General features: G+C 64.3%; 20 protein-coding genes. 10 read left to right on the top strand and 10 right to left on the bottom strand.

Features of this window, described 5'->3' with window-relative positions; genetic code table 11:
* Positions 1-84: 84 nt before the first annotated feature.
* The 7 genes from VT84_RS15370 (at position 85) to VT84_RS15345 (ending at position 7,539) form a co-directional block, all read left to right on the top strand.
* Positions 85-2,310, top strand: coding sequence for an ABC transporter ATP-binding protein (locus VT84_RS15370; RefSeq protein WP_052557576.1), 2,226 nt, complete (start codon positions 85-87; stop codon positions 2,308-2,310).
* Between the two features lie 249 nt (positions 2,311-2,559).
* Complete coding sequence (locus VT84_RS15365) at positions 2,560-3,363, top strand: 3'(2'),5'-bisphosphate nucleotidase CysQ (RefSeq protein ID WP_052558871.1); 804 nt, start codon at positions 2,560-2,562, stop codon at positions 3,361-3,363.
* Positions 3,364-3,512: 149 nt separating this feature from the next.
* A complete protein-coding gene (locus tag VT84_RS15360) occupies positions 3,513-4,271 on the top strand; it encodes an SIR2 family NAD-dependent protein deacylase (RefSeq protein WP_082840169.1) in 759 nt (252 codons plus the stop codon).
* Positions 4,272-4,278: 7 nt separating this feature from the next.
* The gene (locus VT84_RS15355; protein WP_082840168.1) at positions 4,279-5,154 is read left to right on the top strand and encodes a bifunctional 5,10-methylenetetrahydrofolate dehydrogenase/5,10-methenyltetrahydrofolate cyclohydrolase; all 876 of its coding nucleotides are present in this window, start codon (positions 4,279-4,281) and stop codon (positions 5,152-5,154) included.
* 53 nt (positions 5,155-5,207) lie between these two features.
* Positions 5,208-6,500: an AI-2E family transporter gene (locus VT84_RS15350; RefSeq protein ID WP_082840167.1), complete on the top strand. Its 1,293-nt coding sequence runs from the start codon at positions 5,208-5,210 to the stop codon at positions 6,498-6,500.
* Positions 6,454-6,654 carry a hypothetical protein gene (locus VT84_RS38555; RefSeq protein ID WP_157469518.1) on the top strand — a complete coding sequence of 67 codons (201 nt, stop codon included), beginning with the start codon at positions 6,454-6,456 and terminating at the stop codon, positions 6,652-6,654. Before VT84_RS15350 ends, VT84_RS38555 begins: the two co-directional genes overlap by 47 nt.
* 51 nt (positions 6,655-6,705) lie before the next feature.
* Positions 6,706-7,539 (top strand): hypothetical protein, encoded by an 834-nt coding sequence (locus VT84_RS15345; protein WP_157469517.1) that lies wholly within the window; start codon positions 6,706-6,708, stop codon positions 7,537-7,539.
* An 11-nt stretch (positions 7,540-7,550) separates the two neighbouring features.
* Here the strand turns inward: VT84_RS15345 and VT84_RS15340 are convergent, their stop codons facing one another.
* The 3 genes from VT84_RS15340 to VT84_RS15330 all read right to left on the bottom strand — a co-directional run bounded on the left by VT84_RS15340 (position 7,551) and on the right by VT84_RS15330 (position 10,743).
* A complete protein-coding gene (locus VT84_RS15340; RefSeq protein ID WP_082843304.1) occupies positions 7,551-9,080 on the bottom strand; it encodes an OFA family MFS transporter in 1,530 nt (509 codons plus the stop codon).
* Between the two features lie 301 nt (positions 9,081-9,381).
* A complete protein-coding gene (locus VT84_RS40830) occupies positions 9,382-10,032 on the bottom strand; it encodes a hypothetical protein (protein WP_239465847.1) in 651 nt (216 codons plus the stop codon).
* Positions 10,033-10,119: 87 nt separating this feature from the next.
* Complete coding sequence (locus VT84_RS15330; RefSeq protein ID WP_082840165.1) at positions 10,120-10,743, bottom strand: DedA family protein; 624 nt, start codon at positions 10,741-10,743, stop codon at positions 10,120-10,122.
* Between the two features lie 453 nt (positions 10,744-11,196).
* Here VT84_RS15330 and VT84_RS15325 point away from each other — a divergent pair, with 453 nt between their 5' ends.
* Positions 11,197-14,562 (top strand): sigma-70 family RNA polymerase sigma factor, encoded by a 3,366-nt coding sequence (locus tag VT84_RS15325; RefSeq protein WP_082840164.1) that lies wholly within the window; start codon positions 11,197-11,199, stop codon positions 14,560-14,562.
* Between the two features lie 142 nt (positions 14,563-14,704).
* Here VT84_RS15325 and hemC read toward each other — a convergent pair whose 3' ends face one another.
* From hemC to VT84_RS15305, 4 genes are all read right to left on the bottom strand, one after another.
* Positions 14,705-15,616, bottom strand: coding sequence for a hydroxymethylbilane synthase (gene hemC / locus VT84_RS15320; RefSeq protein WP_082840163.1), 912 nt, complete (start codon positions 15,614-15,616; stop codon positions 14,705-14,707).
* Complete coding sequence (locus tag VT84_RS15315; protein ID WP_082840162.1) at positions 15,613-16,092, bottom strand: HIT family protein; 480 nt, start codon at positions 16,090-16,092, stop codon at positions 15,613-15,615. The genes hemC and VT84_RS15315 overlap by 4 nt, the downstream gene beginning before the upstream one ends.
* A gap of 87 nt (positions 16,093-16,179) precedes the next feature.
* Entirely contained in the window at positions 16,180-17,265 is a 1,086-nt protein-coding gene (locus VT84_RS38550; protein ID WP_157469516.1) for a hypothetical protein, read from the bottom strand.
* 69 nt (positions 17,266-17,334) lie between these two features.
* Positions 17,335-17,913 (bottom strand): hypothetical protein, encoded by a 579-nt coding sequence (locus VT84_RS15305; protein WP_082840161.1) that lies wholly within the window; start codon positions 17,911-17,913, stop codon positions 17,335-17,337.
* Positions 17,914-18,118: 205 nt separating this feature from the next.
* On the opposite strand from VT84_RS15305, the gene hslV reads away from it, so the two are divergent.
* Both hslV and hslU read left to right on the top strand, forming a co-directional pair.
* The gene (hslV, locus tag VT84_RS15300; protein ID WP_082840160.1) at positions 18,119-18,655 is read left to right on the top strand and encodes an ATP-dependent protease subunit HslV; all 537 of its coding nucleotides are present in this window, start codon (positions 18,119-18,121) and stop codon (positions 18,653-18,655) included.
* A gap of 148 nt (positions 18,656-18,803) precedes the next feature.
* Positions 18,804-20,150 carry an ATP-dependent protease ATPase subunit HslU gene (gene hslU, locus VT84_RS15295; protein ID WP_082840159.1) on the top strand — a complete coding sequence of 449 codons (1,347 nt, stop codon included), beginning with the start codon at positions 18,804-18,806 and terminating at the stop codon, positions 20,148-20,150.
* Between the two features lie 106 nt (positions 20,151-20,256).
* Here hslU and VT84_RS15290 read toward each other — a convergent pair whose 3' ends face one another.
* The 3 genes from VT84_RS15290 to VT84_RS15280 all read right to left on the bottom strand — a co-directional run bounded on the left by VT84_RS15290 (position 20,257) and on the right by VT84_RS15280 (position 24,556).
* Entirely contained in the window at positions 20,257-20,808 is a 552-nt protein-coding gene (locus VT84_RS15290; protein WP_082840158.1) for a hypothetical protein, read from the bottom strand.
* Positions 20,809-20,887: 79 nt separating this feature from the next.
* Positions 20,888-21,349 carry a hypothetical protein gene (locus VT84_RS15285; protein WP_082840157.1) on the bottom strand — a complete coding sequence of 154 codons (462 nt, stop codon included), beginning with the start codon at positions 21,347-21,349 and terminating at the stop codon, positions 20,888-20,890.
* A gap of 3 nt (positions 21,350-21,352) precedes the next feature.
* A complete protein-coding gene (locus VT84_RS15280) occupies positions 21,353-24,556 on the bottom strand; it encodes a PVC-type heme-binding CxxCH protein (RefSeq protein ID WP_162271718.1) in 3,204 nt (1,067 codons plus the stop codon).
* Positions 24,557-24,702 lie beyond the last annotated feature (146 nt).

Raw genomic sequence — 24,702 nt, 5'->3', positions numbered from 1 at the left:
CTTTGCTAGTCTGAACTTCGTGGCCCTCACGACCGGCGCGGGGGCCGCGGCTCCGATCCGCCCGTCCCTGCACCGAGGGCACACGTGGGCAGCACGGCACTCGCGCAAATCCACAGCAGTTTTGTGAAGTCCCCCAGCGCCCGCTGGGGATCGCTGCTCTGTTCCGTCGGAGCCGCTATCACTTACGTGCTCCTGCTCCTGCTCCTCTACCTCTTCGTCGACCTGCTCGTTTGGCGGGGCGAGATCCCCACCTACGCACAGCTCTCGGCCGCCCGAAAACGCGAGTTCGCGGACGAATGGGCCACCCGATCGGACGCGGACCGCGCCGAAGCGGTCGCGCGATTGGGGTGGCCGGTCCACCGGGCGAAGCGGCTCGAAACCCGCACGGACGACGACCTGAAGCCGATCGCGAAAGCACCGGCTGAAGAGCACCTGTTCGCCGACGAGTGGGACGCGCGGTGGCACGCGGGCGTGTACCTCGCGCTGCGGGACCGCGTGAACCAGAGCGCGGCCGATAACTACCTGCCGCCCCCGGGCTGGGAGCGCGCGGACAAGGCCGACAGCGCGGACCCGGAAGCGCGCCCTCAATTCGGCGTATTGAGTCTCGTTGTGCGCGAGCGCAACCGGTGGACCGGCCCGGTTCTCGGCTGGGTCGCGTCGTGGAACCCGTGGACCTGGGCGCCGGGACCGAAAGGTTCCGCCAACGTGCCCTATCTGACCGGGCTGTTCATCCTGGCGTTCGGCATTGCGGCGGTGCGCGGGATTCTTGTCAACGCGCTGACATACGTCTCGGCCGCGGTCACTCTCGACGCAATCATCCGCCTCCGGCGGGCGGTCTACTTCCACTCGTATCGGCTCGGGCCGATTACGATGCAAACCCTGGGTACGGAAGAAGTTGCGAACCTGATGACGCGCCGCGTCGAGGAAATCGGCGCCGCGATCCAGGCCCAATTCGCGTCCACGGTCCGGTACCGACTGCTCGTGGTTCTCCTGATCGGCTTGATTGTGCTGGTGAACTTCTGGCTGGCGCTCAGTTTCCTCGCTCTGGCCGCGCTCGTGTGGCTGGTCGGAGGGCAAGTAGCCGCTCACTTCCGGCGCGAGGGGCGCATCGGCGAACGTCAGGCCGCGACCACACTCGCGCTCCTGAAAGAGAGCATGTCGCTGTTCCGATTGGTGAAGTGTTTCCAGATGGAACGCTTCAACCAAAACCGAGTGGAGCGCCAACTCGCGGAATCGGCGCGGGCGAACTGGCGCCGGCTCCGCGGCGGTGAAATGGCCGGTCCGCTGCTGAACTCAGTGGTGGTTCTGACGGGCGTCGCATTACTATACCTCGCCGCACGCGGGGTTCTGGCCGGCGGGTTCTCGGTCGCGGGGCTCGCGGTTCTGACGGTCGCACTGGTTTCGCTCGCGATCCCGATCGCGGGGCTGTTCGATCGTGCCCTGAAGGTCCGGCGCGGGCGTGAAGCCGCGGACGCGGTCTTCGAGTTCCTCGAACGACGTGGCGAAGCGGCCGAAGCAGCCGACGCAGAGTTCCTCCCGGGGCTGACGACCCGCATGGAGTTCCGACACGTCACGCTCAACGACCCGGCGACCGGGGAAACGATCCTGAAGGACGTGACGTTCGCGGTCCCCGCCGGTGCGAGCGTCGCCATCGTGGGCCAGAACGCGGCCGAGAAGCACGCGCTCGTGTCCATGATCCCGCGGTTCCTCGACCCGACCTCCGGCGAGATCCGGATCGAGGACAAGAACATCCGCTGGGTCACGCACGAGTCGCTCCGCACGCAGGTCGCGCTCGTGATGCAGGACGACCTCACGTTCACCGACACCGCGGCGAACAACATCGGCGTCGGCGACCCGTCGCACAACCTGCCGCAAATCATCGAAGCCGCGAAACTCGCGCACGCCCACCAGTTCATTGAGAAACTGCCGTTCGGCTACGAAACACTCATCGGCAACGGCGGGCACTCGCTCACCCCGGGCGAGCGGTTCCGGATCGCACTGGCGCGCGCCCTGCTCCGCGACCCGTCGATCCTCATCATCGAGGAACCGACCGGCCCCGTGGACGAAGACACGCTCGCACTGCTCGACGACACCCTCGTGCGCGTGTCCGCGGGCCGCACCGTACTCTTCCTCGCGCAGCGGCTCTCGACGCTCCGCAACGTGGACCGCGTGTTCCTCCTGAAAGACGGATTGCTCGAGGCCGACGGCGCGCACGACGATCTCTGGAAGTCCAACGACAGTTACCGCCGGCTGCAAATTCTCGCCGACGCGACCGCCACCGAGCACCCCGTGCTGAAGACCGATTCGTAAAACAGCAGCGCCCACTCGTTCGCCCGGAGTTGTCTTGGCGAACGGCCGGTTGCGCGGTTGTTGGCGAACCCCGCCCGCAAGGGCGGTGGGTCGTTCGGTGCCACCATGTTTGATGACCGTGCCGTGTACTTCACCCGCTGCCCTTGTGCTCCACCCGCCGCCCTTGTGGGCGGGGTTCACCGGCCGTTCGCCCGGAGTCTTGGCGTACCGCGAGTGCTAACGAGCGGGTGGCACAACTTCGGAGTGACGATGACGTTTCAGGACGAACTGGCAGCGGCGCGCGAGGCGGCGGCACGGGCGAGCGACCTGCTCCGGCGCGAGTACGAGCACTTCACCGCGATCCCCGACGCCCCCGTGACGATCAGCACGCACGCGGACAAGGCGTCACAAGAACTGATTCTGGGGTTCCTCCACGACCGCTTCCCGGCGGATGCACTGTGCGCGGAAGAATCCACCCCCGCGTTCGATTCGCTCCCGAAAGCCGGGCGCCGGGCGTGGGTGGTCGACCCGATCGACGGCACCCGTGGGTTCGCGAAGAAGGTCGGGCAGTTCTCGGTGATGATCGGATTCCTCGTCGACGGCAAACCGGTCGTTGGCGTAGTCGCGGAACCCGCCCAAAACCGGACGACGTTCGCGTCCGTTGGTAGCGGGTGTTGGACTCACACGGGCACAGCGGAACCGACCCAGTGCCGCGTGTCCGCGCGCGGGTTCAGCGAACTGGTGCTGGTACAGAGTTGGGCAAAGACAGGCATGTCGCCGAAGCCGGTTCAGGCGCTCGCTCCGGCCCGCGTGGTCGAGACGTATTCCGGCGGGGTGAAGCTCGCGCACGTCGCGCGCGGGGAAGCCGACGTGTACGCGAACACCTACGAAGCGTTCGCCGATTGGGACATTTGCGCCGGGCACGTGCTCGTGACCGAGGCCGGCGGAACGGTCACCGACCTGAGCGGGAACCCGATCGTTTACCAGGGCGAGAACTTCAAACAAACGCGCGGGCTGATCGCGACCAACGGCCCCATCCACGCCGAAGCTATCACGCGGCTCGCCGCGGTGTGATTCCCCGGAGTCGGCGCCCCACCACGACAAGACGAAAAAGCCTCGCGCATCGGGAATTTTCGCAGCCGGGCCGGTTCATACCACGTTGCCCAGGGCGCGCAAATCCGTTAATCTCATGTGGTCCCGGTCGGCCGCCGGAGAATTGCCCGATGACTGACGCCGAACTCGACGCCGCGCTCGATCGCGCGGCCCACTGGCTCCGTACCGCCGAGCGCGTGTGCGTGCTGACTGGTGCCGGTGTGTCCGCAGAGAGTGGGGTGCCCACCTTTCGCGCAAGCGACGGCTTGTGGGAGGGGCACCGAATTGAAGACGTGGCGAGTCCCGACGGCTGGGACCGCAACCCCTTACTGGTGTGGCAGTTCTACAACGCCCGCCGCGCGAACGTCGCGACCGTGAAGCCGAACGCCGGTCACTTCGCCCTCGTCGCGATGGAAGACCGGTGGAGCGACCGGTTCACGCTGGTAACTCAGAACGTGGACGGGCTGCACCTGGAAGCCGGAAGCCGGCGCGTTCTGGAAATTCACGGGAGCCTTCGACAAACTCGGTGCCTCACGTGTGGCTCGGTCACCAACCGCGGCTCAGAGCCGCTCGGCGACGCGCCCGAGTGCCCGCAGTGCCGCGGCCGGTTGCGCCCGCACATCGTGTGGTTCGGTGAGGGCCTGCCCGACGACGTCTGGAGCGCGGCGATGGTCGCCGCTCACGAGTGCGACGTGCTCCTGGTGATTGGGACGTCCGCGGTCGTTCACCCGGCCGCGTCGCTGATCCCGATCTCCAAGCGACACAAGGCGGTCCCCGCGAAGGTGATCGAAGTGAACCTGACGCCCACCGAGGCCAGCGCCTACGCGGACGTCGGGTTGTACGGACCGTCCGGCGAAATGCTTCCGAAGTTGCTGCAGCGGTTGGGGTGAGGACGATATGGCGGCTCAACGACTCGATGGGAAAGCTCTGGCCACAACGATGCGGTCGGAGATCGCCGCGCGCGTAACCGAGCGCGCGCGGGCCGGTAAGCGCGCGCCCGGGCTGGCGGCCGTGCTCGTCGGCGAAGACCCGGCCAGTCAACAGTACGTGAAGAACAAGCACAAGGCGTGTCAGGACGCCGGGCTTGCGTCCACAGTTCACCGGCTCCCCGCCTCCACGACGCAAGCGGAGTTGCTCGAACTCGTCGGGCGCCTGAACGCGGACCCGGCCGTTCACGGCATCCTGGTGCAGCTCCCGCTGCCGAAACAGATCGACGACGGCGCGATCATCCGCGCGGTGTCCCCGAACAAGGACGTGGACTGCTTCCACCCGGAGAACGTCGGCCTGCTGATGACCGGGTACCCGCGGTTCTACCCGTGTACGCCACACGGCGTGTTGCAGTTGCTGACGCGCAACGGCATCGCGCTTTCGGGGAAAGAAATCGTCGTGCTCGGGCGAAGTAACATCGTGGGCAAACCGGTCGCGGTCATGCTGATGCAAAAAGCGACCGCGACGAACCCAGCGGCCGGCGACGCGACCGTAACCGTGGCCCACACTCGGACGAAGAACCTCGCGGACGTATGCCGTCGCGCGGACGTCCTCATCGCGGCGGCCGGTGTGCCGGGTGTCATCACGCCGGATATGGTGAAGCCGGGCGCCGCGGTCGTGGACGTGGGCACGAATAATGTGGACGGGCGCTGGCTCGGCGACGTTCATAAGGACGTGGAATCTGTGGCCGGGTGGCTCTCCCCGGTACCGGGCGGCGTCGGGCCGATGACGATCACGATGCTGCTCTACAACACGCTGGACGCGGCCAAGCAGATCGACGGGTAACGTGACCTCGGCCCGGTGCTCGCGCCGGGAGCCCCAGCGGGTACGAACTCACGATGAATCTGAACCTCACGCTCGCGACCCGCATCGGGCTGAATCTGTGTGCCATCTTCGGCATCACCGCCGCGTTGTACCTGGGCAGCAGCATCTTCATCCCGATCGTGTTCTCGGTGCTGCTTGCGTCGGTGCTGTTCCCGCTCGCGAAGTTCATTCACGAGCAGTTGCGCGTGCCGTGGTTCTTCTCGTGCCTCACCGCCCTACTGGGATTGGTCGCGCTACACCTGGTGGTGATCGGCGCGTTCACGTGGGCGATCCCGAAGACCATCGTCGGGCTGCCGCAAACCGAGCAAGCCTGGATCGCCCAGTACAACACGATCCAGTCGAACCTGAGCCAGCTCTTCCCGGTTAAGGACGACGACGAGTTCTTCGGCCGGTACGACCCGAACCGGTACCCGGACCGCCCGCCCCCGAAAGCCATCTCGCTGGTCCGCAAACAGTTGACCGAAGAACAACTGTCGAGCGGGCTGGTCAAACTGTCCGTGCTCGGTCTGGACCACTTGTGGCAAGCGATACTGGTTCTGTTCATCACGCTGTTCCTGCTCCTCGAAGGGCAGATGCTGGCCGACAAGGTGAAGGCCATCTTCGGCCCGTCGATCGAGATCCGCGGGCGCGTGACGTTCGCGCTGGCGGAGATGACCGAGGCGATCCGCACGTACCTCGTGTGGCGCACGATCGTGAACCTGGGTCTGGCACTCGTACTCGGGAGCGCGTACTGGTACCTGGGGTTGAAGCACTGGTACCTGTGGGCGCTCCTGGTCGCGGTGCTCAGTTACGTGCCGTACATCGGGACGATCGCGGCCGGCATCCCGCCGCTCGTGGACGCGCTGCTGTTCGTGGACCCGTCCACCGCGCCACTCGGCAGCGCGCTACTCACCGCGTTCTTCATCTCGATCTTCTACACGTGCGTGGTCACGTTCGAGGGCTACATCATCGTGCCGTGGGTGATGGGCCGGAGCATGGACCTGAACGCCACCACGGTCCTGCTCGCGTGCCTGTACTGGCACCAAGTTTGGGGCATCGCGGGACTGTTCCTGGCGATGCCACTCATGGCAGCGCTCAAAGCGATCTGCATGCAGGTCGAGGGGTGGCAGGGGTGGGGCCACCTGATGGGGTCCGGCCCCGCGGTGGAATTGAAGCTCGACGATGCCGCAACGGAAAAGGCGCGCCTCGAAGCCATCGAGATCGCGGTCGGGGACAACGGCGAGCAAACGGTCGTGATAGACCCGAACGAGGACAGGAAAGGTGCAACCCAGTCGGGCGACACCAAAAGCGACGGGTACCCCTCCTGAGATCGTCCTCATCGCCCGTGCGGTCGGGCGCGCGGTGCATTGGGCGTCCGACCGAATCGCGCTCCTGCTCGGCGACGCGCTCGCTTCCGATCGCAAGGACCGGCAGAGCCGCCGAGAGAACGGCCCCGAAGACCGAACCGATCGCGACAATTGAACCGAGTCATGCGGTTTCGCGCTGTTCCTACCTTGTGCAGCAAGGTGTGCCGTGAGTGATCCGTTTTCGACCGCGATCCGTCGATACATGCCGTGGTCGGAGTACCGGGCGCTCAAGGCGAACCTGTCTCACGGGAGCCTGATCGGGCGCGCTGACATTTCCCGTGCCGAAACCGACGCGCGTCTAGCGACGTTACGGAACGCGGAGGAGCAATGGGGGTTCGTGTACCTCGGCGAGCGGCAGTGGCTCGAGCGCCGATTGGAACAGAACAGCGCGATCACGTATGGCGAGTGGGTCAGAGACGTGTTGGAAGACACTGTATTTTATGGATATTCATACGAAGTAAATTTTTATCTAGGCGGGCACTGGAAAGGATACACCGAAAACCTGTCGCTCTTTTGGCTACCTCCCGAATTACCATTTGATAACACCGAATTTGTGTGGGTGTGTGTGACCATTTCTGGAGACGAAGCAGGGATTTGCAACCTCAATCTATGTCACCTATTCGACATTCTTCATGATTTATCGTATTATCTAAACAAATTTTATAATGGCCACAGAGAACGCATGTCGTTCGGCGAAATATGGGTTCTTAACGGCTATCAGTGGGGGATGTGTACCGCGACTGACTATGGGCACCTCCCCTATGATTTTTGTGGCCAAACTCGGATACCGTTTTCTGAAAGCACGGCGTGGCTAACTCCTAATGTCACCGCCATTGCCGAAAGTATCGACGCGAACGGCGCGTTCGACCAGATGCCGATTCTGGCCGATGCCCTCGAAGAAGCCGGGTGCGATGACGGCGATGTCCTCGATCACTTCCGGCACGAGCGTCGGCACACGCAGCGCTGTTTGATCCTGGACAGGCTATTGGGCAAGAAGTAAGGCCCCGTCTTCTACGACCCCGTTCGGGTGAACAGCGCGAGCGAGCTGATGACCGTCTGGGACACGCCCCACGCGAGCGGTATCCCGACCCACGCCCACCGGAACCCGAGCGTGAGCCAGTTGAACGCGACCGGCGTACTCGCTTCCAACGGCGCGGCCACCGCTTCTGCCGTGGTACCCACCGCGGACGGCTGAACGGGCGCCACACTGCGGACGAACAGGTTGCACGCGAACCCGACGATGAGTAGCCCGGCCATCAGGTACATCGTCAGCGTGTACGCATCCGCCTTCGGCACGCCGCTGTTGATCTGGTGCTCGCGGATGTAGTTCACCAGCACCGGACCGGCCACGCCCGCCAGCGACCACGCGGTCAGCAGCCGGCCGTGGATCGCGCCCACCTGCGCCGTGCCGAACTGGTCCCGGAGGTACGCAGGGATCGTCGCGAACCCGCCGCCGTACATGCTGATGACGACCCCGTAACACAGCACGAACAGCGCCACGTTCCCCAAGTGCCCGGTTGTGGGGGTGAGCGCGTACAGCACTGCCCCAAGCGCGAAGAAGATCGCGTAAGTAGGCTTGCGGCCGATCGCGTCGGACGTGGACGACCACGCGAAACGCCCGGCCATGTTGAAGAGGCTCAGCAGCCCCACGAACCCGGTCGCCGCCTTCTCCCACGCCTCGGGGGAGAACAGTTGCGGGAACATCTCCTGAATCATCGGCGACGCCTGTTCCAGCACGCCGATCCCGGCCGTGACGTTCAGCAGCAGCACGGCCCACAGGAGCCAAAACGCCCGCGTGCGGATCGCGTCGTTCGGGGTGGCGCTCGCAACGTTCGATATGGCCTTCTTCACCGCACCGGGCGGCCTCCAGCCGGGCGCCGGGATGCGCACCGTCAGCACGCCGAACATCATGAAGGCGAAGTACGCGGCACCCATCACCAGGAACGTTTCCGTCACGCCCGCGGATTCCGGCGTGCGGAAGTGGGCCATCAGCACGCGCGAGAGCGGCGCGCCGATCATGGACCCGCCGCCGAACCCCATGATCGCCAACCCGGTCGCCATCCCGGGCCGGTCCGGGAACCACTTGATGAGCGTGGATACCGGAGAGATGTACCCCAACCCCAAACCGATCCCACCGAGCACACCATACCCCAAATACAGCAGCCAGAGCTGGTGCGACCACACCCCGACCGCGGACACCAGAAACCCGCTCCCGAAACAGACCGACGACGCGAACATCGCCTTGCGCGGCCCGACCCGATCGAGCCACGAGCCGAACAGCGCGGCGGAAAGCCCGAGGAACACGATGGCGATGCTGAACACCCACGCCACGTCCGGCTGGCTCCAGTCGCCTTGCGCGGGGGCCTTGATGCCAATGAGCTGCGTGAGCGGGATCTTGAACACGCTGAACGCATAGGCTTCGCCGATGGCGAGGTGGATCGCTAGTGCCGCGGGCGGCACGAGCCACCGGTTGAAGCCCGGCGGGGCGATTGTGCGCTGGCGGTCAAAGAAACCTGGTGCAGAAGTGACCAAAGTGGACATGAAGTTGTCTCGTTCGCTCGTTCGCCCGGCGCGGGGCGCACCCATCAGCGCCCTTCCAAACACAGGCGCCAACAGGTATTTGTTGCATTACGTGTGATCCCTCACCAGGAGATAGCGAACCCCGTGCCCCTCTATTACAAGTACGGGTATTTCTGAATCACCCGTGCATGAGACGGGACTTCACCGCAGAGGACACGAGAGGGCGCGGAGGAAAACCGGATCGGAAACAATCGCGGCCACCCTTACTTTTTCTCTGCGCTCTCCGCGCCCTCTGCGGTGAAGTCCCGTCTCATGCACGCACCTACTGTTTCCCCAACAACAGATCAATGACCCAGCACCCGCGCGCGTGCTCGCCGCGTTCGCGACAGTGGGTCAGAATCACCTCGTCGTCGCAACCCGCGTCCTGGAGCGCGTCCGCCAGAATAGGCATTCGATCGAACGCGCGGTCCGAGTAGATGCCGCGTGCCAGCGAGAGCACTGTTTCTGTGAGCCATTCGAGTTGAATTTCGAGCGAGTTGAACGGGTTGCCGAACACGTCGCGCACGAGATCGGCCTGCGCCGCCAGTTCGCTTATGTATTCGGGCAGGTGCTCGTCCCCGGGTTCCGGACCCGTTATCGGCAGATCGGCCGCGGCATTGGCTGCGGCTTGCTGCGCGTATCCTGCAACGGTAATGAACTTGGAAGTGACGTTGGCGGCGCCGAGTGCAACGTGGGCGAGATAGCCCAACGTATCGGAAGATTCGGTCCGCACCTCGTGCCAAGCCGCTCGTGCTGTGGAGTGAAGGCGGGCCAGCTCCTCGTCACTGATTTCGCCGTCTGCGAAGGCTTCCGCGGCGGAAACGATTCGGATGATGTGTGGGGGTACGAAAGCGTTCCAGACTCGTCGGCAACACGCGCACCCGAACAGTCGTTGTTTCCGCTTGCTCGCAGTGCCCTGAAGAAATTTCAACATCTCCCGCGGATCGGTACCGGTCAACCATTGGTGTTCGTCCATCTCTCCACAATATCGCGCGCGTGAGTCGGTTCGCTACGGCACTCGCTACGTGGGCGGGGTCGGTTCGGGCACGCTTCCCTTACGGCAGTACACGCTCACGCGCCACGCCACGAACCCCACGGCGACCACGGCCAGCACGACCCACGCCGCGTGCCCGAGCCGGTTCTGCATCGCTTCCCAGGCGTGCCCCGCGAAGTGCCCGACGAGTGCCATCGCCACCGCCCATACGAGCGCCCCGGCCGCGTTCGCAGGAAGGAACCGCCCCCAGCGCATCCCGGACGCGCCCGCGGCCGGCCCCGCGATCACCCGCAGCCCCGTAATGAACCGCGCAATGAACACCGTGAGCGTGCCGTACTTCGCGAAGTACCGCTCCGCGATCTTCATGCGATCGGGGGTGAGGAACAGGAACCGGCGCCCCGCGTCGAGGCGCCGGCGCGCGACCCGGCGCCCCAACCAGAAGCCCAGGTTGTCGCCCGCGACCGCCGCAATGAACGCGACCGCCACTACCGCCCAAAGGCAGAAGTGCGAGCCTCCATCCGGGCTGGTGAGGTACCCTGCGGCCAGAAGCGCGGTCTCGCCGGGCACCGGTATGCCGGCGTTCTCCAGCAGCACAACAAGTCCGAGCACCCAATACCCGTGACCGCGGACCAGTGCAACGATGTCTGGCATGACTTCCTCCACGCACCCGAGCACGCGGAGAACAGAATGGAAACCGCGTGCCAACCACAATGGTCGGCACGTTACCAAGACTTGCGAGGTAAAGGTTACAACTTACACGCCCAGCGCCTCAAAAGTTCAAACCGCGAAAACGCTGAAAATCGCAGTTGTTCGTGCTGCTAACACAGAAAGTGAGCTTTGGCACACCGCGTGCTTTTCTCTTTGTCGACGAACACGAGTCGGGCCGAACTTCCCCCCGGCCCACCCCACATACCTGATTGCATTTCAATCAACCTATCCACGAGAGCCGGCGACTTCGGTCGTCGGCTTCATCTTTTTTGTGCCTCCGAATCCGCCCATAACGAGCGGGCGGAACATCCCATCGGGGCGAATCAGAATCCCGAAAATAAACGAGCACGCGCGAACGCGACCGGGAACTATGGGGTTGAGGAGGCAGACGCACACATGGCCGATGCGCACGCACTCGCGCGACTCGCGACTCTCGCCCACACCGGGCTACCTGATCACGCGCTCCTGGACCGATTTGCAGCGGACCGCGACGAATGCGCGTTCGCGGCCCTAGTGGAACGTCACGGGCCGGTCGTGCTCGATGTGGCCCGCGCCGTCCTGCGTCACGCCCAGGATGCAGAAGACGTGTTCCAGGCCTCGTTCCTGGTGCTCGCCCGAAACGCCGGCACGATCCGCACGCGCACCTCGGTCGGATGCTGGTTGCACGGGGTCGCGCGCCGACTCGCACTGAAAGCGCTGCGTGCGCGTGTGCGCCGGTCGCGTCACGAAGCAGTCCCGCGTGTGGCGGCGTCGGTGCCCGGGGACGATCTGACGTGGGGTGAAGTCCGCGTGCTGATCCACGACGAACTCGCGCGGCTCCCCGACGCGCTCCGCGCGCCCGTGCTATTGTGCCACCTCGAAGGGCTCACACTCGACGAAGCCGCGGCGCGCCTGGATCTCTCGCGCAGTACCCTGCGGCGGCACCTGGACCGGGCGCGTGCGGTTCTGCGTCAGCGGCTCGCGCGGCGCGGACTGGCCGCGGCCGCGATCACTTTCCCGACATCGATTTCCAACGCGGTCCCGCCGCGGACCGTTCTCGAAACGGCCCGGTCCGCTGTTCGGTTCGCCGCCGGGTTCGCGGAACCCACGCGCGCCGTCGAACTCGCTAACGGAGCAATGTCCACTATGACCGCCATGCGAATGAAGCTCGGGCTGCTACTCGTTGCCACGTTCAGCACTGTGGGGCTCGTACTGGCCAATACCCAGATGGGAACCGGCCCTCAGAAAGCTGACCTCCCGACCGCGCCAGCGCCCACAACTAAGCCCGAGGAGAAACCACCCGCCAAGCCCATGACCGACGACGAGAAACTGCAAGGCGCCTGGACAGTCTCTAACGACGACAGCCCATTGCAGGGGGATAAATGGACCTTCAAGACCGAGCCGCTCGGGGCCAAGAGCCTTGTCCCACGCGACGGGCGACTTGAGATGCCCGGGGAGAGCAATGCGGCCGAATCGGGCACGACAATTAAGACGTACTACCGGCTCGATCCCAAGCAAAATCCCAAGACGATCGACCTTCGGATGCTCGCGGACGATGGCCCTCTCATCCGAAACGTGGTCGAGGGCATCTACACGATTGAGGGAAACGAACTGAGGGTTTGTCTGGCACTCCGCGGCGAAGAACGGCCGAAGTCGTTCTCGAAGGCGTTGGGGCGCACGCTGGTACTCAAGCGCGAGCCTCCCGCCAAAGCAACCTTCCTGGAACAGCGCGAGGGCAAGCCGCCGATGCGCACCATATATGTGTCCCTGGAGCTGACCAACCCCCGGAACGAACCCGTCTGGCTGCTCACCCGGTATTCAGGGGACAAGCCGCTCCCGGAATCGGGGAAGTTCTACGCGACCGAAGGCACCCCGCAGGCGTTCCTCGGGGACAGTTACAGCGGCACCAAAGATGGCGGGATTGGCGAGGCCGTCCGCGTGAGCCTCATCGGGGGGTTCCACGCCTTCTATCTCGCACCCGAAGCGACCGTTCGCTTCGACCGGTACCCGATCGAGTGTTGGAAAGACGTCGACCAGCTCGAAGTCTGGGAAGTGCCCACGCTGCGTGTCAACGGGCGCACGGCACTTGATGAATGGCTGCCCTACCGAACGAAGAGCGACGTCAACGTCCGTGTCCCGGCGGGCGCGCCCGCGACCAACCTCGACTGGGACGCGCGCACGGCCAAGTCGCGCACCGACTACCCGAAGGAGCGCGTCGAGTTCGTGCGCGCCGAACCGGTCCGGAAATGGCTCTTGCCGATCAAAAAGCCCGCCGCAAAAGCACCGCTCGAAGAACTTCAGGGCACGTGGTACCCGGTTTCCCGCGAAGTCAGCGGCAAGTTAGTGCCCCGGGAAAAGTGGGGCGACCATCTTGAGCGTCTGGTGATTGAGAGGGACAATTTCACTCAATCATTCGAGGATCACGTGATGGTGTCGAAGATCAAAATCGACACCCCACAGACCCCTCGGGCGTTCACCCTACTCACTCGCACGATCGAAACCACTGGTCGCGCGCCGAAAAGAATCAAAGACACCGACGAGGAGTTTGTGGAATTGGGGGCATACGAACTTGTCGGCGATACGCTCACAATCGCGCGGGGGACCAAAGACGGCACGCGCCCCTCGGGGCTTAAGACCGAGATCAACTCGAAGTTCACCGTTTACACCTACAAGCGCGGCGAACCGCTCGCGAAGCCCGAAAAGGCGCCACCGGAGTTCGTCTCCGCGGAAGCGACGCTCTATCTGGGGCGAGACGGTTTAGGCGGCGCGCCGAAAGACACGGTGACGAAGCAAATCCCAGACAAAGCCGCGCTCGCCAAATTCCTGGCCTGCTTCCCGGATTTGGGGCGCGAGAAGGAGGGAGCACCTACCCTTGGTGGCTGGAAGGCGAACGTCGCATTCCGTCTTACCGATAGAGAAGGCAAATCGGTCACGGTTCACAGTACGTGGACGGAATGGAACGAGGGACTGGGCGTTCGGCCGGTGAAGTCGAATCTCATCAAGCTCACCGGTGAACTGTTCGAGCGGCCGATCCTCATCGACCGGGGAACCATCACGGGCCTGTGGGAGTTCGTGAAAGCCGAAAGGGGCGGTCAGAACGAAAATCTGCCACTCATCGTACTGCGTGCAATCGGCGACAAACTGACACTCGGTGGTAACGACAAGCTTGTTTGGGATAACAAGTGGGGGATTAATTACACGATCGACCCGAGCAAATCGCCGAAAGAGATCGATTTAGTCTTCCTGGGTGGGGCGGAAAGACGGCTCAGGCACGGTATCTACACGGTGAAGGACAACGCCCTAATGATTTGCTTCGACACTAACGGCAAAAATCGGCCCACCAAGTTCAACACCACCAAAAGTCGCGACCATTCCTTGTGGGTCTTCAAACGCTGGAGCACCGAAACAACACCGGCATCCGCCACCGGCGACCTCGACACGCTGAGGAAGAAACTCCGGAGCGGCACGCCCGAAGAGAAGCAACGCGCGCTGACCACGATTCACGATCTGCAAGCTATCAAGCTGATTCCGGACGTGATCGAGGCCATCGTCGATCCGACCGCGCTCCCGCGCGAGGGAGACACGGGGTGGGGGTTCGTCGGGCACCAGGCGGCGACCGTGATGTGCGAGCTGGCACGAGTGCTGGACGGTACCGACCGGCACGGGCGCCGGGACTACACGTTCCACGACGATCAATACAAGGGTGGCGAGAAGCTCAAGGAACTCGGGCGCCTGGAAGAGGTCCGCAAGAACTGGTCGCGCTGGCACATCGACCGGAAGTGAGCACTGGGTGAACCCCGCCCGCAAGGGCGGTGGGTGTAAGCACGCAACCGAACCCGCCCTACTGCGCTCCACCCCCACCCTTGCGGGCGGGGTTCACGGGCGCCCTGACCGATGCAAGCCGGCCGTTCGCCCGAGCAATTCCCTACAGAACCTCGTTCGCGCCCTCGGCCAGTAGCATCGCGGCGAGTTCCTGACCGAGCGCGAGCGGGGCGCTCGCCAGTCCGGAGTGCGTCGCCACGATCCGGCGCTTCCCGTCGGTCGAGAGCACGGACCCGCGGACCGTTAGCACGCCGTCGAGCACCTTCGACGTGGTCCCGATGGGCACGAGGCACCCGCCCCCGAGCGCGTAGAGCATCGCGCGCTCGGCCTGCACCCGGGCGAACGTGTCCGGGCAGCGCAACTGCGTGACAAGAGACTTCGTTTCGGCGTCGTCGGAGCGGCACTCCAGCCCGATGGCCCCCTGCCCCACCGCCGGCAGCATCCAGCCCGCGTCGAGGATCTCGGTGATCCGGTCCGCCAGCCCGAGCCGCACGAGCCCCGCTTCGGCGAGGATGATCGCGTCGAGGTTCTGCTCGTCGAGTTTCCGCAACCGCGTGTCGACATTCCCGCGCAGGTCGAGCAGGTTCAGGTCCGGGCGCCGGTTCAGCACCTGAGCCCGGCGCCGCAAACTGCTCGTGCCCACGGTCGCGCCGCGCGGCAGGTCGTCGAACCGCTTGTGCTTCCGCGAAACGAAGGCGTCCCCGGTCGGTCCGCGTGCCGGCACCGCGACTAGTTCGAGCTGCGGTTCGGGGATCGTGGGGAGGTCTTTGAGGCTGTGAACCGCCACGTCCGCGCGCCCGTCGAGCAGCGCGTTCTGAATGGCCTTCGTGAACACCCCGAACCCGCCCATCGCGGAGAGCGCGGACGCCTGATCGCGGTCGCCGTGCGTCTCGATCAGCACCAACTCGACCGCACGCGGCGCCGCAACGGGTCGCAGTTTGTCGGCAATGTAGTTGGCCTGCCAGAGCGCGAGCGGGCTGCCGCGCGTGCCGAGTCGAAGGGGGGCGGTACTCATGCGCGCGGCGCTCCGTTGGTCGTGAGCCAGGCGCGGAGCCGGGCGACCGCCTCGGCGCGCGGCACGGTGCCCGTTTCCAGGCGCTGTTTTTCGTCCGCGCTGGTGTCGGCCCCGGCGAGCGCGAACCACACCGGCCGCAGGCGCTCGGGGTCGTTGGTGTCGCGCGGGAAGATGTGCCAGTGTAAGTGCGGCACCTGGTTTCCGAGCAGTTCGTAATTCAGCTTATGCGGGCGAAAGCAGGCTTCGATCGCCTCGGCGAGCCGGGCCATTTCGTCGAGAAACGCGGTTCGCTTCGGACCGAGCTGACTGAGTTCGCTCGCGTGCTCGCGCGCGACAAGGACGCAGTAGCCGGTGTAGTGCTGCCACGGCCCGAGGAGCGCAACAGAATTGGGAAACTGCCAGACGATTTCGCCTTCCGGCCAGCCCTTCGGGTCGGCGAGCTTCTGGCAAAAGGGGCAGGTCGGATCGTGTGCCATGCGGTTATCGTAATGGGGGCACACAAAGAAGAAAGCCCCGGTCAGGTGACCGGGGCTTTCGCAGTTAGTCGTTACCAGCGGGCGGGGTTAGAAGTCACCACCACCAAAGTCGCCGCCACCGCCACCGAAATCTCCACCGCCGCCGTAGTCACCGCCCCCACCGTAATCGCCACCACCGCCGCCGTAATCGCCACCGCCACCACTGTAATCCCCGCCACCATCGTAGTCGCCACCGGCACCCGCGTCGCCACTGAAGTCGCCGTCGCCGGCCGCGGTGTCGTTACCGCTGGTGTCGTTGTTCGAGTAACCGTCGTTCGCGTAGGCGTCGCTGCCGTGGCTGTAGTGCGTACCGAACATGCTGTCGTAGAGGTACATCCCGGCCATCGCGCCGAACAACCCACCGAACAGCGCGGTCCCAAACCCGCCGCCCCCACCGCCGTAACCGCCACCGTACCCCCCGCCGTATCCGCCGCCACCACCGGTGAGCGCGCGAATCAGGCCCACGACCAGCCAGATACAGAGCAGAACGCACAGACCCAAGCAGATCCAGCCCCCGATGCTCATACCGGCCTTCTTTGTAGTTTGATGATTTGTGGTCGTGGTCCCGGTCGCCCCGGCCACGACGGTATCCTTCAGGTCGCTGATGACGTAATCGACCGCCGACAGCAGCGCCTCATCGCGGAGCTTGAACTGCTCCGTCTCGGGCTTGTCCTTGGCCCCGCGGAACGAGTTCAGGAAGAGGTCGCGGAGCTTCTGCTCATTGTCGTTGGAGAACCCGCGGTCGCGGGTCGTCTTGTCCGCGATCACCTCGACGTGACCGGGGCTACGGCACACGAGGACGTAAATTCCCTTGGCCTTGTCGCCCGTTGCTAGTTCTTCGGCCCATTTCCGATAGAATTTAGCCTTTTCGCCCTTTTCCTCCGGCAGTGTTTTGCCCGCGGGAAGGGTCGAGTGCGTGTCAATGGTGACCATCAGCCCGTGATCGAATTGGGTGTTACCCATTCGGGATTTTGCTTTGTCGATCCCGCTGCTCGTGAACAACGAGCCGCCGTCGTACACGTGCAGCGTGCCCGCTTTCGGCGCCGTCTTCGAGGCGAGCGCTGGGGTCGGGGTCGTGAGCAGCCCGCCGACCAGCGCGGCCGCTGTCGCCAAACTCGTCGTCAACCTGTTCATTGCGTCTCCTTGTGGTAGCGGGGCGGTGCATGGCAAGCGACCAGCCACAAGCTCCGTATCACATTCTACTTACTTGACCGTTCCCTTCAGGACGCTCGACACGTAATCGGCCGCGCCCGAAAGGGCCTTGTCTCGGATCTTGAACTGCTCCTCGTCGGACTTCCCGTCCTTCTTCGCTTGGCCCGCTTCTTTGAACGACGCAAGCAGGATGTCGCGGAGCTTCTGTTCGTTCTCGTTGCTGAACCCGCGGTCGCGCGTGGCCTTGTCCACGAGAACCGTCACGTACCCCGGGCTGCGGCACACGAGAACATAGACGCCCTTCGCCTTATCCAGTGCCGCTTCGGACTTCGCCCAGTTCGTGAAGAATTTGGCCTCTTCGCCCTTTTCTGGGTGCGTTTTGTCTTTCGGGATCGTCGCGAACGTTTCAACCGTCAGGGCCGTTTCGCGCTCGAAGACCGTTTTACCCATCGCGGCCTTCGCCCTGTCGATGGCGCCGTTGGTAAACAGCGATCCGCCGTCGTACACGTGCAGCGCGCCGGGCTTCTTGACCGGCTCCTTCTTCTTGGGCTGCTCCGATACGGGAAGCGTCAGCAACCCGCCTACCAGCACGGCAAAAACGGGTCCGAGACCGCCGAAAAGCTGAATCATCGGAGCCCCTCAAGTTCGCGACGGTCGAACGACTCCTCAAGAGCCTGTCGCATTCTATCTCATCGCGGGCCGCGTGCGGTGGCAAATCGCCCCGGGTTTCGCGGCCCGTATCATATCCTGAACGCCCCGCGAGGATGAGGCCCGTTGCCGTCCCCTCGTTTGTGTGGGTCTGAGTTGTATTCGCCGCCCCCGGAGCAATCTTAACGTGTCCCGAATTCGCGCTACAACTATTTTGGCGGTCAGAACTTCCAACGGGGCCGCGATCGGCGGCGACGGGCAAGTTACGCTCGGCAACATCGTCATGAAGGCCGACGCCCGCAAGGTCCGCAAATTGCACGACGGCCAGGTGCTCGCCGGGTTCGCGGGCGCCGCCGCGGACGCTTTCAGTCTGCTCGACCGGTTCGAGCAAAAACTCCGCGATTTCCAGGGCTCGGTGCCCAAGGCCGCGACCGAACTGGCGAAGGAATGGCGCACGGACCGCGTGCTACGCCGGTTGGAGGCGATGCTCGTGGTCCTCGACCGCGAGCACCTGTTACTCGTGAGCGGCACCGGCGACGTGATCGCCCCGACCGACAACGTCCTGGCGATCGGGTCCGGCGGCCCCTACGCACTGGCCGCGGCCCGGGCGCTGATGGCGCACACGCAGCTCAAGCCCGCCGAAGTGGTGCGGGCCGGACTGGAGATCGCCGGTGACTTGTGCATCTACACGAACCGGAACATCGACGTACAGGAACTCAATTAAGAGCTAAGCAGCGACGACAGCCGCGGATGAACGCGGATCAGCGCAGATCAGAAAAGAAGAGTGAATTCAACGTGATCTGCGTCTTGAATCCGCGTTTATCTGCGTTCATCCGCGGCGCGTTTTGCTTCTTGCTTTCGGAAGGAACGGCATGGCTGATTCAATGACCCCGAAGCAGATCGTGGCCGAGCTGGACAAGTATATCGTCGGGCAGGCGGCCGCGAAGAAGGCGGTCGCGGTGGCGATCCGCAACCGTTGGCGCCGGCAGCAACTCCCGGCCGAGTTGCGGGCCGACGTGACGCCCAAAAACATCATCCTCATCGGGCCGACCGGTGTGGGCAAAACCGAGATCGCCCGGCGCCTCGCGTCGCTCGTGGGCGCGCCTTTCATCAAGGTCGAGGCGACCAAGTTCACCGAGGTCGGCTATGTTGGGCGCGACGTGGAGAGCATCATCCGCGACCTGACCGAGGCCGCGATCGGGCTCGTGCGCCAGGAAATGCGAGTCACCGTGCGCGAGAAGGCGCAGGAGAAGGTCACCGAGCGCCTGCTCGACCTGCTCGTGCCGATGCCGAAGAACACCCCGTGGGAACCGGAGCAGGAGAAAGAGGAACTGGAGCGCCGGCAGCGCACCCGCGACAAGATGAAGGCGAAACTCGAAGCGGGCGAACTCGAAGACCGCGTGGTGGAACTGACCGTCGAGCAGAAGGCCACGCCGGTGCAGATCTTCTCCAACCTCGGCATGGAGAACATGGACGTCGACCTGCAGGGCATGTTCGACAAGATGATGCCGAAGAACACGCAGCCGCGCCAGCTCCCGGTGAAGGACGCCCGCAAGGTGCTGCTCGAACAGGAAACCGAGTCGCTCATCGACCGCGCCGCGGTGGTCGAACAAGCAGTGGACCGCGTCGAGAACCACGGCATCGTGTTCCTCGACGAAATCGACAAGGTGTGCGCCCCGGGAGCGGGCCACGGGCCGGACGTGTCGCGCCAGGGCGTGCAGCGCGACCTGCTCCCCGTAGTCGAGGGCACTACCGTGAACACGAAGCACGGCCCGGTGCGCACGGACCACATTCTGTTCATCGCGGCCGGGGCGTTTCACGTGTCGAAGCCCGCGGACCTGATGCCTGAACTCCAGGGTCGGTTCCCGATCCGCGTGGAACTCACCGACCTCACGAAACCGGACTTCCTCCGCGTGCTCACAGAACCGAAACACGCACTCCCGAAGCAGTACGCAGAATTGCTCAAGACCGAGGGCGTGGACCTGGAATTCACACGCGACGGACTGGAAGCACTGGCGGACATCGCGTTTGATGTGAACCGCTCGAACCAGAACATCGGCGCACGCCGGCTCCACACGGTCATCGAGAAGGTGGTGGAGGAAGTGAGTTTCAACGGCCCGGACTTGGCCGACAAGCGCGTGGTGATCGACGGCAAGTTCGTCCGCGACAAGCTCGGCCCGGTGGTCCAGCGCGAAGACCTGAGCAAGTTCATCCTGTGACGCGGTTTTAGTGTAGTCCGCGAGCGGTTCCCGTTCTGCGACAAGACATGTCGCTCTAACTCCGGAAGCCAACCGCTCGCGGACTACATTCAACAAATCGCTCCGCCTAGCGCAGCGACTTCACCCACTTCTCCAGCGCCTTCGCGTGTTCGGCCACGGTCACCGACGGCCCGCTGAGGCGGATGTGGTGCGCGAGCGTAGTACCGTCCGTATCCTTCTCCTCCACGATCACCCAGATCACGCGCCAGTCTTCGAGTAGCGTCTCCTTCTTGTCCAGCGGGCGCTCCTTGTACTTCCACGTCCCGGTCACGTCGAGCACGTTCACGGTCGCGCCGGGCACCTCCCACTTCGCGGTCTTGCTGATGTCGTCGACCGTCTTGCCCTCGGGCGGCACGAACGTCGCCTTCCACTTGGGGAAGTTCTTGTCCGTCCCCGGCAGGCTCTCGTTCATGATGCTCAGTTCGGCCTCCGGGTGGTCCTTCGCGCCCGGCAGCTTGAACTGGTACGTGCGGAGCCGATTCGACGGCTTTTCACTCTTCCAGTCGGCCGGTGCCGGTGCGGAGAACTTGATGAGCTTTACCACGACGGGCTTGTCCTCAGCACGGGTGCCTCCGGCGAGCACAACAATGGCAGCGAGACTGTATGCGGCGCAGCGCATGATGAACCTCAGAGGTGATTGAGCACATGGAACCGTACCACGGACCCACCGGTCCGTGGTACGAAACCCAAAATTGGCGTCACGGTTTCGGCGCGACCTTCGTTTCGTCCGCCGAGGTGAGGCTGAAATAGAACCCGTGCGGGTTGTTGCCATTCGCGATCTTGAGCAGCACGGTGTTCTTGCCCTTGATGAGCTTCACGGGCACCTTTTGCGCTTCCGGCGCCGCGGCCTTTGATTCGCGCGAAACGAATACGTCCTTGCCGTTCACCCAAACTCGCGCGCCGTCGTCCGGCCCGAGCAGGATCTCCGCCGACTGGTCGCTCGGCGATTCGATCTCCACGTGCATATACGAGGCCGAATTGGTTGAGCCGTTGCCGTGGTATGCCGCGAGATCGAAGTACCCCTTCCCGTCCGGGCGAATGGTCTTCCACTCGCCGATGACGGACTCGCCGATCGTCTTCGGGAGTTGCAGCCGGAACGTGGCCTTCGGGTCGAACGCGCCCTTCTCCGGACCGTACTCCGTATCGAGTGCCTCGTCCATGCCCTACGCCGGGAACGGCCCGACGATCCGGAAGCTGTCCGGCGTGAGCGCCGCGGTCTTCAGCGTTTCGAGGTACGCGACGAGGTCAACCAGTTCCTCTTCGTTCAGTGCCGCGATGATGTCCTCGGGCATGATGGAGGTCTTCAGCTTGCGGACTTGGCCCTCAATGTCCTTTTTAAGAACGGTCGTATCCTTGCCGTTCGCGTCGCGCAGGGTGATCGCGGTGGGCGTGTCCGAAACGAGCAGTCCGCTCACGGTGACATCCGCGGTGGTGGTCACGGAGTGCTGAATGTACTGGTCCGCGATCGCCTTCGACGGTGTGAGCAGCGACTCGTACAGGTTCTCGCGACTGATCTTCTTGCCGATCATCGACAGGTCCGGGCCAACCTGCCCGCCGGTTCCGCGCACCATGTGACACTTCGCGCACTGGGCCGCCCCGGTGAGACTCGCGGTCCACACGGCCTTCCCGCGCGCCACATCACCGCCGCGCCGGGCCAGTTCCGCGACCGCGGGGAGGTTCTTGGGGTTCAACTTGCCCGGCGCCGGGAACGCGAGTTTTGCGCGGTTCGCGAGGTCCGCGTAGGGCGAGTTTCGCAGCAGGCGCCCGGCTTCGGTGAGCAGTTCCTTCGGGAGATCGCCCTTCGCGTGTGCGTCGAGCAGCCACGTCGTGCCGGCGCGGTTGCCGGCTAGCGTCGTCAGGCACGCAGACTTGAGTTCGGGCGTGCCGCGGTCACCGGCGTTGATGCCGCGCACGAGCGAATCGAGAGCAACCGTCGCGTACTTCGGCGACTTCTGGCCCTTCGGGAGCAAGTCACCAAGCGCCTGAATGCACGCGACCGAGAGCGGGTTCTCTGGGCTGCCGACCTCGACGAGCGCGGACACGCTCTTGTCGTCGGGTAGTTTGCCGAGCGTGCGAACCGCTTCTTTGCGTAGGTCGAGTGCGGCGTCCTTGTTCTTCGCGATCACGGCTACTGCGTCGACGCGACTCACTGCGTTCGCAGCGGCAACGAGCTGAAGCCCCGTGGCGACCGTCTTCTCGTTGGCGAACAGCGTGTCGAGTGCCGAAGCGAGTTCCTTGCCGCTTTGCAGCGTCTTCCACTTTGTCGGCAGGAAGAGTTTCAGACTCTCAATGGCACGGGCCTTCATTTCCGGGGCCGCGTCGCCCTTCAGCACGTCCAGCATCGTGACGCCGGCCGCGAGTTCGTCGCTCGTGGCGAGAATGTCGACCACGCGGGCCTTCTGCGCCGCGGTCAGTTTGGGGTCAGTGAGCAGCTTGCCGAGCCGCGGGAGCACGGACTTCGGCCGCAGTTCCCACACGAGGTCCGCGACCTTATCGTTCCACTCCGGGAAATGCTTGTCAAAGTCCACGAGGATCGCGTCGCGCCGCTTCGGATCGGTCCCGCACGCGATGTTGAGGGCGGCGCGGTAGAAGTGATCCTGGCCGTCGTAGGATTTAGCGAGAGCGTAAAACAGGATGTTCAAATCCGGGCCAGCGTTTGCTTTCCGCGCGAGTAACAACAGTTCGCGCTCGTAGGGCACGTTCCGCGAAGATTTCGGATCGAGCCCGAGCACGAGGCGGATCAATTCCTCTGTCAGACCGGTCGTTTGCCACTTTTCCGGTTCGCCCGCCTTACCAATGCGAACCGCTGCCAGGGAGAATGGCCCACCGCCTACTGCGCCATCGAACGCCCGCGCCATCAACGCCTGTGTATCAGGGCCACCGACCAACACGCGGCTGAACGCTCCCAATCGTTCCGGGGTAACTTCCATCTGGCGTTGGAACAGAACCCACTGAACGCGGGCGAGTAAAAGCCGCTGAGTGGGGTCGGGTTTCCGAGCGACAAGTGGCAGGAGTACGTCAAACGCATAGCCTTGATCCCAGCGTTTGAGAGTACCAACCGCTCCCGCACGTGCCGCGAGGTTCGGTGAGCCGAGCGCCACGAGCACGCCCTCCGCATCGTGATTCCACTCCGGCACCTTGTACCCCTTGTGACCCTTCGGGGTGATGCGGTAGATGCGGCCGTCGGTGGGATCGCCCATGCCGTGCCCGCCGACACCGCGGTCGTACCAGTCGGCCACGAAGATGCTACCGTCCGGGGCGACGCACACGTCTGACGGCCGGAACCACGGATCGCTGCTCGTTAAGAGCAGTTCCTTGTCGAGTTCGTACCCCGCGCCCTTCGGCTTCGGGAAGAACCAGCGGACCTCCGCCGGCGCGCAGTCGCAATGCAGCAGTGCGCCCTGGTACTTCTTGGGAAACAGCGCGCCTTCGTAGAACGTGATCCCGGTCGGACTGCCCTGCCCCGTTCGCAGCGTCTTGTGAACGATCCCGGGTTGCTCCTCGTGCCAGTGCGACTGACCGGGACCGCGCGGGCCGTAGCCGTAGTTACCTCCGGGCATCACGAAGCAGATGCGAGTTTGCTGATTGCCGTCGTCGTCATTGTCCGAGAGCCACACTTCACCGAAGCTGTTGACGCAGCACTCGTAGTTGTTGCGGAAGTTGTGCGCGATCAGTTCCAGGTTGGTGCCGTCCGCATCGCAGCGCCACACGGTCCCCTTCTGGCAATCGGTGGTGTTGGTCACCCATTTCTTGCCCTTCCCGTCGCTCGACTGAAGCCCGGTCAGGCCGCCGTCGCCGACGGTGAAGTACAACTTGCCGTCCGGCCCGATGTTCAGCCCGTGAACGCCGTGGTCGTGGTCAAACCCGCCGAAGCCAGTAAGGAACTTCTTCGGCGGACCGTCGGCCTTCAGGTCACCGTCCTTGTCCTCGAACACAAGGATGTCGGGCGACTGGCACACGAACACGCGCTGCCCCTTACCGTCGCCGTAAGGCGCCGCGCACACACCGAGCGGGCCGTACAGCTCCTCGCCCTGGTAGAACGTCTTCGCCTCGGTCGCCTTCCCCTCCCCCTTCGCATCAACCAGCACGACGATCCGGTCGCCCTCCTTACGGATGATCGGGCGGCCGAAGTTCTTCCGCCGGTAGTTGACCGCCTCCGCGACCCACACACGCCCCTTGTGGTCGACGTCGATGCTCGTGGGGTTAATCAGCATCGGTTCCGCGGCGAACAGTTCCACCTGGAACCCGTCCGCGACCTTGAGCGCGGCGAGTGCCTTTTCGGGCGGGAGCGGCCCACCGCCCTTCGGCTGGGCGAACACCGGCCCGGCGAACGCGATCAGTGCGGCCAGGGAAATGAGTCGAGGCATGCTGGGAAGGCTCCGAGAGCGAGGGAGAGTCGAGGCAGGTGCGGTCAGTGTACCGCGAACCAGCGCCGAGCGAAACAACCTGGGACGAACCCCGCGCATTCGGTGATCCTCCGCGAATCGTGGGGTGTGCGTGCCAGAATTCACAT

It is taken from the genome of Gemmata sp. SH-PL17 (assembly GCF_001610855.1).
Classification (GTDB): Bacteria; Planctomycetota; Planctomycetia; order Gemmatales; family Gemmataceae; genus Gemmata; species Gemmata massiliana.
This window is presented reverse-complemented; position numbering and strand designations above follow the sequence as displayed.